The 15,047-nt window shown below is 45.3% G+C and carries 8 protein-coding genes; 2 read left to right on the top strand and 6 right to left on the bottom strand.

Translation table 11 applies throughout. The annotated features are described in order from the left end of the window. Positions 1–4 precede the first annotated feature (4 nt). The 3 genes from U1F02_RS04565 to U1F02_RS04555 all read right to left on the bottom strand — a co-directional run bounded on the left by U1F02_RS04565 (position 5) and on the right by U1F02_RS04555 (position 6,690). Positions 5–1,462: a tryptophan 7-halogenase gene (locus U1F02_RS04565; RefSeq protein WP_409989180.1), complete on the bottom strand. Its 1,458-nt coding sequence runs from the start codon at positions 1,460–1,462 to the stop codon at positions 5–7. Beyond that, positions 1,459–3,012 (bottom strand): tryptophan halogenase family protein, encoded by a 1,554-nt coding sequence (locus U1F02_RS04560; protein ID WP_409989179.1) that lies wholly within the window; start codon positions 3,010–3,012, stop codon positions 1,459–1,461. The genes U1F02_RS04565 and U1F02_RS04560 overlap by 4 nt, the downstream gene beginning before the upstream one ends. Positions 3,013–3,165: 153 nt before the next feature. After that, positions 3,166–6,690 carry a TonB-dependent receptor gene (locus U1F02_RS04555; RefSeq protein WP_409989178.1) on the bottom strand — a complete coding sequence of 1,175 codons (3,525 nt, stop codon included), beginning with the start codon at positions 6,688–6,690 and terminating at the stop codon, positions 3,166–3,168. 382 nt (positions 6,691–7,072) lie between these two features. On the opposite strand from U1F02_RS04555, the gene U1F02_RS04550 reads away from it, so the two are divergent. Continuing rightward, positions 7,073–7,486, top strand: coding sequence for a DUF4124 domain-containing protein (locus U1F02_RS04550; RefSeq protein WP_409989177.1), 414 nt, complete (start codon positions 7,073–7,075; stop codon positions 7,484–7,486). 50 nt (positions 7,487–7,536) lie between these two features. On the opposite strand, the gene clpB is transcribed toward U1F02_RS04550, so the two are convergent. Both clpB and U1F02_RS04540 read right to left on the bottom strand, forming a co-directional pair. Then, positions 7,537–10,194 carry an ATP-dependent chaperone ClpB gene (gene clpB / locus U1F02_RS04545; protein ID WP_409989176.1) on the bottom strand — a complete coding sequence of 886 codons (2,658 nt, stop codon included), beginning with the start codon at positions 10,192–10,194 and terminating at the stop codon, positions 7,537–7,539. Between the two features lie 212 nt (positions 10,195–10,406). Next, the gene (locus U1F02_RS04540; RefSeq protein WP_409989175.1) at positions 10,407–11,996 is read right to left on the bottom strand and encodes an ABC-F family ATPase; all 1,590 of its coding nucleotides are present in this window, start codon (positions 11,994–11,996) and stop codon (positions 10,407–10,409) included. Positions 11,997–12,205: 209 nt separating this feature from the next. On the opposite strand from U1F02_RS04540, the gene U1F02_RS04535 reads away from it, so the two are divergent. Continuing rightward, positions 12,206–13,075: a diguanylate cyclase gene (locus U1F02_RS04535; RefSeq protein ID WP_409989174.1), complete on the top strand. Its 870-nt coding sequence runs from the start codon at positions 12,206–12,208 to the stop codon at positions 13,073–13,075. A 55-nt stretch (positions 13,076–13,130) separates the two neighbouring features. Here U1F02_RS04535 and U1F02_RS04530 read toward each other — a convergent pair whose 3' ends face one another. Beyond that, the gene (locus tag U1F02_RS04530; RefSeq protein WP_409989173.1) at positions 13,131–14,999 is read right to left on the bottom strand and encodes a hypothetical protein; all 1,869 of its coding nucleotides are present in this window, start codon (positions 14,997–14,999) and stop codon (positions 13,131–13,133) included. Positions 15,000–15,047 lie beyond the last annotated feature (48 nt).

The following is a 15,047-nucleotide window of genomic DNA, read 5'->3' as shown; positions in this document are numbered from 1 at the left end:
ATTTTTATGAACCTAAGATCACACGTGTAATGTACGGTGTGTATTCAGGGGCTTTATTGAGCTCTTGGTTTAGTTTCTCTTTAACTTTTGACCGCCAGCTTTCCAATGATTGAAGCGGCACATGGCTTAACAAATAATCGTATTTTTTTGGCCAGCATCCTAACCCTAAAAATAAATTCGTCCATTGCGATGGTGTCACCAAGGTTGACTCATCGGTACACAAATGCCCCGTGTCGCAAAATAAATCAACACGGTACTGCAATGAACTCGATATTTTTAGATCACCCAATAATCTGCCCACGGGAGAATCTGTTTTTTTTGCCAAAAAATAATGCAAGCAATGAAAGTCGCGGATAACCTCATATTCTATTTTCATAAGCCGGTTATACTCATCCGCGACTAAAGCTGCCTTTGAAGTGCTCGGCCAAAACTCAGTAAACCGCTTAAGACTTACCGCCGCCATGTAGAGCGAGGAATGGCTAAATCCATCAAAAGTGACAGCCGCTTCACCAAGCGCAAGGCAATTCTTAGTCCATGATTTTTTACGCATGCCGGGCGAATATGGATGCGACTCAGAGGATGAAAACATTCGTTCAAGTGCATCGCGTTCACCCATTTTTTCAACGGCGCTACTAAACCTAAACTCAGCTACTAATTGCGAACCGAGGGGAATATTTTTAATCCAGCCATATTCTTCAGGTTGAATGGCGACAAAGGGAATGCGCCGCTGACTTCTCGGCGCGGTCGTCAGTGTTTTTTTGCAGTCAAAGGGTAAATACTCGGACCAAGATTCATAGGCAATATTCAGTGCTGAGCCAAGCAGTAAGGAATCACCGCCAGTTGCGTCTATGAAAAAATCACCATGAATACAGCTTCCATCCTTGAGCTCTAGTGACTCAATGAAACCATCCTCAGTTAAACAGACGCGACTCAAGCAACCATCAATTTTGCTTATCAAAAGCTGTTGCGCATAGGACTTGAGGAATCCTAAAAATTTTTCAGAATCAAAGCTCAAGTTGCCATTAACAATATCTTGGTTGCTTGTAAGTGCCACCTTCCCCTGTTTGGCAGCAGCGGACGCAGGCAAATAGTCATCAAGCTGAATTGAATTTCCAGCTTGCTTTAACTTGAGTAGCCATTGATTGTATGGTGCGAGCTCATAATCCATCTCTGCCACAAAAGAGGAGTGAAAATAATGCTCAACTTGGGGCGACCAATTAAAATAGGCTTGAGCAATGGCGTAGTTTCCGTCGGCATAACGAAATAAATCTTTAACTGAAACACCAATAAGCTTTAGCAAATACGGAAAGTCTTCCTCCACTGTCGTTACGCAGTCCAACTCTTTACCGGTGTTAACCAGAATAATTTCAATCTGAGGATTGGTTTTTTTTATAAAAATACTCGCCCACCAAGCAATCAACCCACCACCCACAATAACGACTTTGTTCAAAGGAGAATTCATCGGAATGCCCCACCGTATAGTGACATGGTTGCTGCCGCATCTTCTTGGGAGAACGAGCTCAGCATTGAATAAGAATCCCTCGTTATAGTCGGCATAGCCTGCACCGCATTCGCCAATTCGCGTGCGAGCCGCACAAAATGTGCGTCCAGCTGGTCCGTATTAAATCGATCAACCCTTACATCATAATTCGTAGGTGGTTTGGCTTGTCCTAAATACACAGCCAACCAGCTTGGCTCCATGAAGAGACCGTGTTGATATTTCTCCACATGGCCCGATGCGTAGAACAATTGCTTTTTTCTTTCCAACTCATCCGGCAGCGTCATATGAGCACAATGAGTCCAAAGATCTGAATCAGTTCGGCGATTTAGATGGTAGTGAAGCACTATAAAGTCACGAACTTTTTCGTATTCGTTTTTAATTTGACGATTAAATTCAGTTTGCTGTGCAACCGAATCAGAATCATGTGGAAAAAACTCTATAAGTTTTAGGATTGCAACTTGAATAAGATAAATACTGGTTGATTCAAGCGGCTCCAAAAAACCACTGGACAAGCCAATAGCCACACAGTTTTTATTCCAGCTTTTTAACCTGCGCCCAGGCGTAAAACGTAAAAAGTTTGGCTCTGCCAAAGGCGCTCCTTCCAAATTAGAAAGCAGACCTTGGTAGGCTGCATCCTCCGTCAACAACTGACTGGAATAGACATAACCGTTACCGGTTCTATTTTGCAATGGAATCTGCCATTGCCAACCGCATTCGCGCGCAATAGAGCGCGTGTAGAGTTTAATATCCTGCGTTGACTCACTTGGTATTGCGACCGCCCTATCACACAACAACCACTGACTCCAATTTTCGTATCCAGTGCCCAAAGTTTTTTCAATCAATAGGCCGGTGAAACCTGAACAGTCAATAAAGAAATCGCTCTCAATTTTTTGCCCCGAGCCCAGCATCAAGCCTCTTATTTCACCACACGGATTAGTCGTTACCTGATCAATTTTTCCTTCAATGCGAATTATGCCTCTGGCCTCTGCATATTCGCGTAGGTAACGTGCGTAAGCGCTCGCATTGATGTGGAAGGCATAGGTGTAAGTCGAGAGTGGCGAATTTAAATCCGCAGAAGGGTAAGCAAATTTTCCACCTTCCGCGGCAGCTACTGCCATGGAAAATTTATCAAAAGGTATTGCTCGGTTTTCCTGTTTCAGTTTAATCCAGTAATGATGAAATCCTATACCGCCGAGCGAATAACCGTGGCTACCAAAAGGATGGATGTAGGAGTCACCAATTTCCCCCCAATTCTCAAATTGGATACCAAGCTTATAAGTTGCCTGAGTTGCCTGAATGAAATCTCGCTCGTCTATTCCGAGCATATTGTTAAAAAAGCGGATGTGAGGAACCGTAGCCTCACCGACACCCACAGTGCCTATAAGATCAGATTCTATTAATTTAATTCGGTAGTGGTCTTTGGGGAAAAAGCGTATCAAGGCCGCAGCTGTCATCCAGCCCGCAGTACCCCCACCAACAATTGTTATTGTTTTAATTTGAGTGGATGGCATAAGCACTCTCATGTATTAATTTTTATAGTGGATAAAGCATATCCGATAACACAAACACGCAGAATTGATTTATTGCAATAATTTGCATTTTTCGCAAAAAAAATGCGCGCCACTTTCGTGGCGCGCATTTCGATTCTAATAGGTTTTAAACTATTAGAAATTGCCTTTCAATGTCAACGCAGCACGGCGATCGTTCTCGAACCACGAGCGGCCTGCCTCCAAACCTTTGCCATCAAGAATCATGATAGTTTTGGTTTGGGTGTTCAACAGGTTGGTAAATTGCAAACCGACTGTGAAGTTGTCATTGATTTTGTAGTTCACACTACCATCAAGGAAGCCGTTTTCGTCATTCCACAATGGATATTTACTAATTACATCGCGTGTAGTCAGCAAATAACGTGAACGCCAGTTGTAAGCCAAACGCGCAGACCAATCACCCTTCTCATACATTGCAGTTACGTTGTAGGTGTTTTTGGATTGACCTTGCAGCGGCAATCCTGCCGTCGCTGCCAAATCTACCGGAGCACCTGTATCGTTTGTTGTTCCTGCAACCGCCCCAGAATTGGGGAAGGATTCAGACTTAATATAACTATAGTTGAACTGTGCACCTAAACCATCAAATGGAGCTGGCAAGAAGTCGAAGAATTGTTGATACGCCAATTCGAAGCCTTTCAGAGTACCTTCACCGTTGTTGATTGTACCTGTAACCAAAGCCGTTTGCGTTATGCCTGATGTTGGGTTGGTATAGGTACGATCGAATGCACCCTGAATCCAGAAATCACTAAGATCTTTCTTGAACACAGTAAAGGTCAAAGAACTGCTCTTAGCAAAATACCATTCCAACGCGGCGTCCATTTGCTTGGACTCCATTGGCTTCAAGTATGGGTTACCTGCTGAACCAGCCCAACTATCTACCTTAGCTCCAATCAACGTACTTCTTGGTGGGTTAACGCTGAGATCACGCACAAAGGTTTGGTTCATCTGCAGCGCACTCAAACTTGTTGTGTTTCTCACATCACTCATATCTGGGTTAGCGAGTGCTTTCGACCAAGCAAAACGACCAATCAAATCATCAGTAATGTTGTATGCCAAGTTCAAGCTTGGTAACACCTTGGTATAGCTGCTTTCTGCTGATTCAACTGATGCAGCGTTGTTACCAAAACCAAGCTCAGTCTGGGACAAGAAGTTACCCATATCGCCAGCATACTTAGCAAATGCATCGTAATCAGTTTTGATAACTGAATCATTGTAGTTGTTAGTAGCAGTATCTTTTTCAGCTTGCGTCGCTGTTGCAGGTAACTTAGCCAGCTCAGCAGCCAAGCCGCTAGCATAAGTTGGCTGAGTTTTGGCAGCAGCTAACAGAGAGTCACGCTTAGCTTGCAGATACGCCAAGTGAGCCGCTGTATTACGTGGATCTGGAGCACCAGCTGGCACAGGTGTACGAGCAGCCAGATCTGGATACTGTACAGAACCTGTAGCAGTACGATCCAACTGCACTACACGCAAACCAACGTTACCCTTCAAGGTACGCTCGCCAATATCCGACTCGAAATCGAAACGAACATATGCTGCTTCGTTGACTTCTTTGGTCACAAACACTTCAGAAGGCAGGAATTTGGTACCTGGAATTACACCAGGACGATCTTGTACGTTCTCCCAAAGGTTGCCGCTACCGCCGGTTGGTAGTTTACGCTGGGTATCGATAATTGACTGAACCAAAGATGTTTTTGGATGCAACATGTAATTGCCAGGTACATTCAACACACCATCGCCACGGTAGAACTTACTCCAGTCCACTTGCTCATACTGGTCGGCAATATCTTTTACAACTGGCGTATCCAACCAACCAATTTGGTCATAAGGTTGAGCCCAAATTGGTGCCAACTGACCCCAGTTGTAAGTACTTTTTTTCACAGTTTGCTCACGATCCGCATAGCGAACACCAGCTTTAACCGCTTTAAGCAAGCCGGCATCATCATCGAAGTGATAAACAACGTCGAAACGGCCCGCTTTAGAGGTACCCTGAGAACGTTCATAGTGGTCCATCGCTGACTGCCACCAATACGAAGTCACGTCTTGGAAGTAGTTAGAATCGCCCGCCGGATCATCCGAGAAGCCTGGTAACAGCTTACCGTTTACCTTAGTTCCAGTACCGGCTTTACCATAAGGACCTTTGCCAGCTACACCATTGTTATCCATGTTCTGATCACGAATACCGTGCCATGGCTCTATAAGGGTAAGCTTTGGAGTGCCATGAGTAAGATCGAACTGCTGAATAGCGTGAGTCGCCATCATTACAGTTACGTCATCATCGTCAGTCTTCGCTTTGATGTATTGCAAATCAAGGCTGAAATCCCACTTCTCGTTCGGAGACCATTTGAAGGTATCACTGAAGTCATCGATAAGAGTACGGGTGTCTTTTACACGGGTATCAGTTTGGAAGCGATTACCATATTGCTGAACGTATGGGTTCGCCCAGCTTGCTGCATGAGGTAAGCGCAAGAAGTTTGGATTATCAGGATCCGCAGAACGCCAACCACCATCACTGAAACTACCGTCTTGAGTAATGATACCGCTTTGGAACAAGCCTTTATCATTGAAGGTAAACTCTGTTCCCTTCAACGGAATAGATTGTCTTCTGTCATAACCTGATTGGTATTTAACAGCGTTCTCTTTCCAAGACAGCAACGCATCAGAACGCAAGAATTGGAAGTTGTTACTCAGCGTTTGATCAGAGCTTTCCCATTGAATGTCAGTGTAATAACCCTTACGTGTACGGTCGTCGGTCTTCATCGTCAAGTTGGAACCGTTCGGCATCCAAATTGATTTACCTATAAACGCCTCTGCACCTTTGATGTCGTTTGGACCGGCGGCCGCCGCATTTCCACCCGTTAATGGTCTGTAGAAACCAGTGTAATCATCACGATACTCAACGTATGCGTCAGATTGGATACCGTTAGATTGCCCCTTCAATTCAGAGTTAGTGAGGTTAACCAAAACGCCGAATTCACCCGCATCTGTCTCCCAACGATCGCTATACAACAGCGAACCTGTTGGAGAGTATTTATCCACCATGTCGCCGTAAGACACGTCAGCAGTAAATGCCAATTTGCGGCCAGGTTGATCGAAAGGCTTACGAGTCCGCAAACTCACGGTACCACCGATACCACCTTCGATCATGTCGGCAGATTGGTTTTTATAAATATCCACACCAGCCATCAGCTCTGGTGGAACGTCTTGGAAGCTCAAGCCACGACCTGAGTTAGCAGTGAATGAATCACGGCCGTTGAACTCCGAGCGAGTTTGACTCATACCACGGATTGTTGCACCCGAACCTTCCACACCAAAGTGGTCTGGGTCGTTAGCCGCAGCAAAACGTTCGATAGATACACCGGGAATGCGTTGCATAGCTTCAAGAACACTGCGATCAGGAAGCGAGCCAATATCCTCAGAAGACACTGAGTCCACGAAGGTGCTTGCGTTCTTTTTGATTTCTTGCGCGTTTTGCAGGTTTGCACGTTGTCCGGTGATAACAACTTCATCAACAGACGTTTCGTCTTTTTTTGCATCTTGAGCTAATGATGGTGCACTTATAGCCATCACACACATTGCAAGCACTGATCGTTTGAATCTCACGCTTTTGAATGCTTCGCCCTGATTACGTCTCTTGTAATCCATAGCCAACCCCTTTGTTAACATTATGATTTAGGTAATTATTTGTGTCTTTCGAATGACTTAAATGACGATTTATTGATTTTATTTAAGCCATTTGATGCAAGAAGTTTGAAACTTCTCGCAACTTTTCCATGTTATAGGTGTCCTTGGCGAGGTTCAACAAAGGCTCAAGTAAAGAAATGATTAGACAAAAGGCGACTTTGTAAATTTTTGTAAATTTGTTTATTAATGGAATTTATTTCATATTGTAAAAAAATATGTCACTTCTTTCAACACAAAAACAGTTATAGTCGACAATTGCACCGGTTACATTTTTCTCGATGTTTTACCAATCCAATATTGACGCTATAGTTGACTAACTACAGGTTATTCACGAGCTTGAGCTATGAATTTAAAGTCAGTTTTAACAGTCTGTGTTGCGTTTTCCATCTCTGTGGCTGCACTTGCGGCTCCAAGCAAGGTGTATAAATGGACAGATAGCAAAGGGCAGACGCACTACGCGCAAAATCCTCCCTACAACACAGACACCGAAGTGCTTAAGCCCCAGACTGGACATAGCGATCCAGTCACTTACTCTGCGTCGTCAGCTAATGCGGAGAAAAAAGCAGATACTGCTCAGGCCGGTCCGACCAAAGATAAAGAACGCTGTGAAAATGCTCGGAAGAATGTTGAAACACTTAAGACCTATGCTCGTATAAGAGTGAAGGGAGATGACGGGGAGTTTCGCTTCATAACCCAAGAAGAACATAGCCAGAAGCTCGCGGAAGCTAACAAAGCGATTGAAGAGAGTTGCGAGTAGATAAGTACTGAATCGATAAAAAAGGCCGTCAATTGACGGCCTTTTTGTTTTTACTGCAAACGTTTAGGCTCAAAGATTAACTTGTCGCCTTGCAGGGTGCCATGGATGATCGAACCTGGCATAAATTTACCTGACAGTATGTCGTTGGCTAGCGGGTTCTCAACTAACTGCTGTATGGCTCGTTTTAACGGACGAGCCCCGTAAACAGGGTCAAAGCCTACCGCTGCCAACTTGTTCATTACCGCCTCATCCAGCTCCAAGCTCAAATCACGTTCAGCTAAGCGTTTACGTAGCAGCTCAAGTTGGATATCCGCAATACCTCGGATTTGCTCACGACCCAATGGATGGAATACCACCACCTCGTCGATACGGTTGATGAACTCTGGGCGGAAATGGGCTCCGACCACTTCCATCACAGCGTCTTTCATGGCGTTGTAACGGTTCTCGTTGTTCAGCGAGTTATTCATGTCGCCGGTGACGAATGAATCGAAACTCACGGTATCGAAAGACTTGTCTTCCGCCAATTCCTGAATGCGATCTGAGCCCAAGTTGGACGTCATCACTATCACCGTATTACGGAAATCCACTGTGCGGCCTTGGCCATCCGTTAAGCGACCATCTTCCAACACTTGCAACAAAATGTTGAAAACATCTGGGTGCGCCTTTTCAACTTCGTCCAGCAAAAGTACCGAGTAAGGCTTACGACGAACAGCTTCGGTGAGGTAACCGCCCTCTTCGTAACCTACATAGCCTGGTGGTGCGCCAATCAAACGAGCGACGGAATGTTTCTCCATAAACTCGGACATGTCGATACGAACCATGGCATCGCTGGAATCAAACAAAAATTCCGCCAGTGATTTACAGAGTTCTGTTTTACCAACACCGGTTGGGCCTAAAAATAAAAATGAACCGTTAGGGCGATTTGCATCACTCAAGCCCGCACGCGAACGACGCACCGCGTTAGCAACGGCAACAACAGCTTCATGCTGGCCGATAACGCGTTTATGCAAAGCCTCTTCCATACGCAGCAATTTTTCGCGTTCGCCTTCTAGCATTTTGGAGACAGGGATTCCAGTCCACTTGGAAACGACTTCTGCAATTTCTTCATCGGTTACTTTATTGCGGAGTAATTTCATCTCCATCATTTCCGCTTGGCTCGCCATATCGAGTTGCTTTTCCAGTTGCGGAATAACACCGTATTGCAATTCACTCATGCGCGCCAAGTCACCTTTACGGCGTTTTTCTTCAAGCTCTAAGCGCGCTTGCTCCAACTGACTTTTAATTTCTTGCGAACCGTGCAACGCGGCTTTTTCTGCGCGCCAGATTTCCTCCAAGTCATTGAGCTCGCGCTCATACTTATCAATATCTAAATCGATTTTGGCGAGGCGTTTTTTACTGCCTTCGTCTTCGTCTTTTTTAACCGCTTCGCGCTCAATTTTTAACTGAATGAGGCGACGTTCAAGACGATCCATTTCTTCCGGTTTGGAATCGATTTCCATGCGAATACGGCTTGCGGCCTCATCGATTAAATCGATCGCCTTGTCCGGTAATTGACGATCAGTGATATAGCGCTGCGACAGCTTTGCTGCAGCGATAATCGCTGAGTCGGTAATATCCACGCCGTGGTGAACTTCATAGCGCTCTTTTAAACCGCGCAGAATCGCAATGGTGTCTGATTCATTAGGTTCATCAACCTGAACTTTTTGGAAGCGGCGTTCAAGCGCTGCATCTTTTTCAATAAATTTGCGGTATTCATCCAAGGTAGTTGCGCCCACGCAATGCAACTCGCCACGCGCAAGTGCAGGCTTCAACATGTTACCTGCATCCATAGCACCTTCGGCTTTACCAGCGCCAACCATGGTGTGGATTTCGTCGATAAATAAAATGATTTTGCCTTCTTGTTTACCCAACTCGTTAATCACAGATTTTAAGCGCTCTTCAAAATCGCCACGGAATTTTGCGCCCGCTAATAAAGCGCCCAAATCCAGTGCAAGCAAGCGCTTGTTCTTCAACCCTTCTGGAACTTCTCCATTCACAATACGCTGAGCTAAGCCTTCAACAATGGCGGTTTTACCTACGCCAGGTTCCCCAATTAACACAGGGTTATTTTTGGTGCGACGTTGCAATACTTGAATGGTTCGCCGAATTTCATCATCGCGCCCAATGACTGGATCGAGCTTGCCCGATTCCGCGCGTGCGGTTAAATCGACCGTGTATTTTTCCAGTGCTTGGCGATTACCTTCTGAATCCGCATCATCCACAGATTCGCCGCCACGAATTTTATCGATGGCTTGTTGCAACCGCTGTTCATTACCAAATTGTTTAAGCAATTCATTGATGCTGCTTTGCGGATCTTTCATGGCAACAATTAGAACCGCATCACTGGAAACAAATTTGTCGCCGATTTTTTGCGCGTAACGATCTGCCAAGTTTAATAAGCGCCCCATATCTGGCGACATTGCCACTTCACCCGTAGGATTTTTAATACTGGGAAGATCGTCCAATTTTTTGCTAAGCGCATCGCGCAACCCAGCCACATCGAAACCGGCTTGATTGAGTAGCAAGCGTACGCTGCCCGCACCTTTTTGATCGATCATGGCAGCGAGCAAATGAATAGGTTCGAGCTGACTATGATCGCGCCCAACCGCAAGCGATTGAGCATCGGCAAGCACCAGCTGCAATTGATTGGTTAAACGATCTATACGCATGAAAACCTCTGGAATGAATTAACAGTTGGTACAGACGTGGGGGCGCGTGAGTACATTTCAAGCGCAGCGAGCATGAGTATAGAAGCGAAGAGCTACAGATGAGATAGAAGTTGAGTTAGATCAAATGCAAAAGGCAGAAATTTTTAGAAAGGAAATGCGAGAGAGGGTGCAGCCCCTCTTTAGAAAAAGAGGGGCTGAGGGAGACTTTAAAATTAATTGGTGAAAATACCCTGCGAGCGCAAATACTCTTCGTAGGTTCCACTGAAATCCACTAAGCCGGTTGGTTGCATGTCGATAATTCGGGTGGCCAGCGAGGATACAAATTCCCGGTCATGGCTCACGAAGATCAAGGTGCCGGGATAGTTTTCCAAAGCGAGGTTAAGCGCTTCAATAGATTCCATATCCAAGTGGTTTGTTGGTTCGTCCATCAACATAACGTTAGGATTGATCAAACTAAGTTTGCCGAACAACATACGGCCTTGTTCGCCACCAGAAATTACTTTCACAGATTTTTTAACTTCATCGTTGGAGAACAGCATTCTGCCGAGCGCGCCGCGCACAAGCTGCTCGTCGCCTTTAGTCCATTGCTTCATCCAATCAAACAGGTTTTCGTCGGTCGCGAAATCATCGGCGTGATCTTGCGCGAAGTAGCCGATCTCGGCTTGTTCCGCCCATTTGACGGTTCCGGTATCAGGCGCCAAGTCGCCGTATAAACAGCGCAACAAAGTCGTTTTACCGGCGCCGTTAGGGCCGATGATGGCGATGCGCTCGCCTGCCTCGACCTGCATACTCAGGTTAGTAAACAGTGGACGATCAAACGCCTTGCTGATGCCTTCAACCGTAACGGCTTGGCGATGCAGTTTTTTGTTTTGCACAAACTTGATGTAAGGGCTTACACGGCTAGAAGGCTTGATGTCATCAAGTTGAATTTTCTCAATTTGGCGAGCTCGAGACGTTGCCTGCTTGGCTTTGGACGCGTTGGCAGAGAAACGGCTAACGAAGGTTTGCAGCTCGGCAATTTGCGCTTTCTTTTTGGCGTTTTCAGACAGGAGTTTTTCGCGCGCCTGCGTTGAGGCCATCATGTAGTCATCATAGTTGCCGGGGTAAACGCGCAGCTCGCCGTAATCCAAATCTGCCATGTGGGTGCAGACCGCGTTCAAGAAGTGACGGTCGTGCGAGATGATAATGATGGTGCTATTGCGCTGGTTGAGCACGTTTTCCAGCCAGCGAATGGTGTTGATATCCAAGTTGTTGGTAGGTTCGTCGAGGAGAAGCACATCCGGGTCGGCAAACAAGGCTTGCGCCAGCAAAACGCGCAGCTTCCAGCCCGGTGCAACCGCACTCATAAGGCCGGTGTGCTGTTCGATGGGAATCTCCAGCCCCAACAGAAGTTCGCCAGCACGCGCTTCGGCGGTATAGCCATCCATTTCGGCAAACTGGACTTCCAGCTCAGCAACTGCCATACCGTCCGCTTCGCTCATCTCCGGCAAGCTATAAATACGGTCGCGCTCAGCCTTTACTTTCCACAGTTCGGCGTGCCCCATGATAACCGTATCCAGTACCGTGAATTCCTCGTAGGCGAATTGATCTTGCTTCAATTTACCAAGGCGAACATTGGGTTCCAGCATGACTTGGCCGGCAGATGGCACAAGATCGCCGCCCAAAATCTTCATAAAGGTAGACTTTCCACAGCCGTTGGCACCAATTAAGCCGTAGCGGTTACCGTTGTTAAATTTGACTGAAACGTTTTCAAAGAGCGGCTTGGCGCCGAATTGCATGGTGATATTTGCGGTGGAGATCACGAGGGAGACTACCTAAATAAATGATGGAAAAGCCGGGACACAGAATAAGGGCGGCCATTCTACTGAAATCGAGCGGCAATTGCCCTTAATGCATGCATCGGGAGTTGATTTTGTGTGGATAAACTTTTTCTCGGCGTTTCTTACAACATAACCACCAGCACAGCTAAACTGATGAGATTAGCAAGTCGTTTCTCCACATTCAGGCGCCCATGCAGACAACTAAAGCATTCCTTGCACAATCTACCCAATTACTCGCTCGAGCTGGTGCACTCTTAACATTTATCACCAGCGCGACAATAGCCAGTTGCAGCTACGCAGAAACCCTGAGAATCACCATTCCACACATTGAGCAAAGCGCTCCAACCGCGGTGTACTACCCGCAGGTTTTGCAGCTGGCACTCAGTAAAACAGAAAAAACCGACGGCCCCTTTGAAGTTGTGCAGCTCAGCCAAATGCTAACCAAAGCGCGCTTCGAAGCCGAAGTAAAGCGTAAGAATAATGGCTTGATTAATGTTATATGGTCAAACACCAACAAGGATCTGGAATCGGCACTTATACCCATTCGTATTTCTTTACTAAAAGATTTAACCAACTATCGGGTTTTTTTAATCCGCAAGGGAGATCAGGAAAAATTTAGCCGCGTTAAAAGCCTGAATGACCTGAGCACATTTAAAGCCGGTCAAGGCGCGCGCTGGACTGACACCGAGGTTTTAACCGCTAATCATCTACCGGTTACAACCTCGCCGTTGTTTGAGCCTCTATTTAATATGTTATTGGGGAAGCGATTTGATTATTTTCCACGCGGATTAGATGAAATATGGAGTGAAGCGGAAATGTTTGAGCCCAAAGGTATTGTGATTGAACAACACCTGATGCTGAACTATGAAACGGCTAGATATTTCTTTGTTAACAAAAACAATCCAAAACTCGCCGAGAGAATTGAACGCGGCTTACGCATAGCCATTGCGGACGGAAGCTTCGACAAATTATTTTATAGCGTCCCCGGGCATAAACGCGGCTACGAAGAAATAGCCCATAAAAAGCGGTTAGTTTTAAAACTTGAACCGCTAAAAGAATAAACATACAAAAAGAAAAAAGCAGCATGGTAAATGCTGCCTTTTTACAGGATAAAATTTACTGCAACTTAAATACCCTATAAGAATGCGGCTTTAGGCTCAAAGAGAATACACTTTTCTCATTACCAACAGCCTTACCCCAATGCATATCAGGATTGCGTATTTCAGCTTTCAATACCTCACTGGTGCGCAAATCTTTTAATTGCGTAAATTCTTTCAAGGTTGATATTTTTACATCAACGGGTTCATCGCGATAACTTTGCACAATGAGTGTATTGTTATCGTACAGGAACAAACTCATTTGACCCGGGGCTTCCAATACCGTTTTATCATCGCTTAATTCACGTTTAAGTTTTGTTAGAACCTCAACCGGTAACTGCGATATATCAGCAAAATTTTCTGGAACAGCCAACACCAACAACCGGCCTTTGGAATAATCTGCTCCGTGCAAAAGTGGCCAACCATTGGGGCCATCGTAGCTGGAAATAACTTCCCAGGAATCGTTGGTCAAGTATTGAATTTGAGGAATCAAAATAGCTTTATTGCCATGATAGGATTTTCCGTTAAAGAAAAAATCTTTAACCAGCGCTTTCCTATCGGTGTATTGTAACTCAACAATATCGTTCAACTTGTCTTGAATAGCTTTAAGCAAGCCAGACGTAATCACCACTTTTTTACCCGCCGTTAACTGCGCTTTAATTTGCGGGACAAGTTGCGGGTCAGACTTAGCGGACTCGGTCAGCAAAATAATGCTGTCGTCTTTTGGAAAGTAAGGCACCATTTCGATTGGGATGCCCGCGTTGCCCAAGAAATTTTGTAAAAAGTCTTCACCCGTGGAATGGAATGGCTTGTAACTCTTCAACCCAACAGGTTTACCTAATTCGCCAAGGAATTTATCCACCTCCTCAAAAGTCACACCAGCCACTCTCGCAATAGTGGTGGGCTTAACGGATTTTCCGTTCACTTGAACAGGCTTCATCATTTGGGCGTAGTCAAAACTAGTGCCCGTGCCTTGCCATGGCGCTTTATATTTTTCGTCCAGTGGCGTCTGGATATTTTTCAAATCAAACAAGGCGACTTGTTTAGCCTTCGCAAAAAGAGTTAACCACAACTGCTCTCCATAACGGTCATAAGTTTTGCTGCCAAAAGGATCAACCCATCCACCTCCGTTGCGACCGGGAGCGATATTTTCGAAATAGCGAATAACTTCGTAACCAAGATATTCCTGCAAATGCTGCGCACTCAAAGTGGCATCGCGCGTTTCAGTGCCGGTATAAATACCATCAAATAATTTGGGTTCAGTTTCTAAATTAAAACCTAGGCCTTGGAAGTGCTCGTACCAGTTCGGATATTTCACAATTACTTTAACATTGGGGTTAACCTTTTTTGCAGACGCAATCATCACGTTTTTGGCCACTTCCGTCATTAGATCCAAACGGTACTGAGTCCAACTTTTGTTGCCTTTGGCTTTAATTTCAATATCGGATTTGCAACTGGTAAAAAAGAAATCGTCAAAAATGACTTCATCGAAATTCTTTGCGGTGAATTCAATAATGTCTTGTACTTTTTTGCGATGCTCCGGATTGCTGTAGCAAAAGGTTTCAAAATTATTACTTTCGTCAATGGTCCAAGTAATACCACCTGCTACCTCAACGCCTTTTTTCTTGAAATAGGCTTTGGCGATATCTAGTGTTTTTTGATCCACCATCACCAAATCCCGATGGGTTTCGAGATAAATTTTATCGACCTTAAGTTGGTTGGTAACTTCAGTCCAGGTTTTGTCCAACCATTGCTCGTCAGCCATAAGCTTGGTTTCGTATGACCGCGAATAGATGGCCACTTTAAAATTTTTATATTGTTGTGCTTGTGCTGGCAAGCCAATAACCACAAGCATAAAAGCCAAGATCACGTGATTTATTTTTAACATGATGATCATCTTTTTTGGGGAGTTTATGGAAATGAGGGATAAAGCGGA

It is taken from the genome of Cellvibrio sp., from assembly GCF_046347455.1.
Lineage (GTDB): Bacteria > Pseudomonadota > Gammaproteobacteria > Pseudomonadales > Cellvibrionaceae > Cellvibrio.
This window is presented reverse-complemented; position numbering and strand designations above follow the sequence as displayed.

Coding starts and splice junctions, on each gene's coding strand:
- clpB (WP_409989176.1), bottom strand. CDS start 10,194: ATGCGTATAGATCGTTTAACCAATCAATTGCAGCTGGTGCTTGCCGAT.
- U1F02_RS04550 (WP_409989177.1), top strand. CDS start 7,073: ATGAATTTAAAGTCAGTTTTAACAGTCTGTGTTGCGTTTTCCATCTCT.
- U1F02_RS04530 (WP_409989173.1), bottom strand. CDS start 14,999: ATGTTAAAAATAAATCACGTGATCTTGGCTTTTATGCTTGTGGTTATT.
- U1F02_RS04565 (WP_409989180.1), bottom strand. CDS start 1,462: ATGAATTCTCCTTTGAACAAAGTCGTTATTGTGGGTGGTGGGTTGATT.
- U1F02_RS04555 (WP_409989178.1), bottom strand. CDS start 6,690: ATGGATTACAAGAGACGTAATCAGGGCGAAGCATTCAAAAGCGTGAGA.
- U1F02_RS04560 (WP_409989179.1), bottom strand. CDS start 3,012: ATGCCATCCACTCAAATTAAAACAATAACAATTGTTGGTGGGGGTACT.
- U1F02_RS04535 (WP_409989174.1), top strand. CDS start 12,206: ATGCAGACAACTAAAGCATTCCTTGCACAATCTACCCAATTACTCGCT.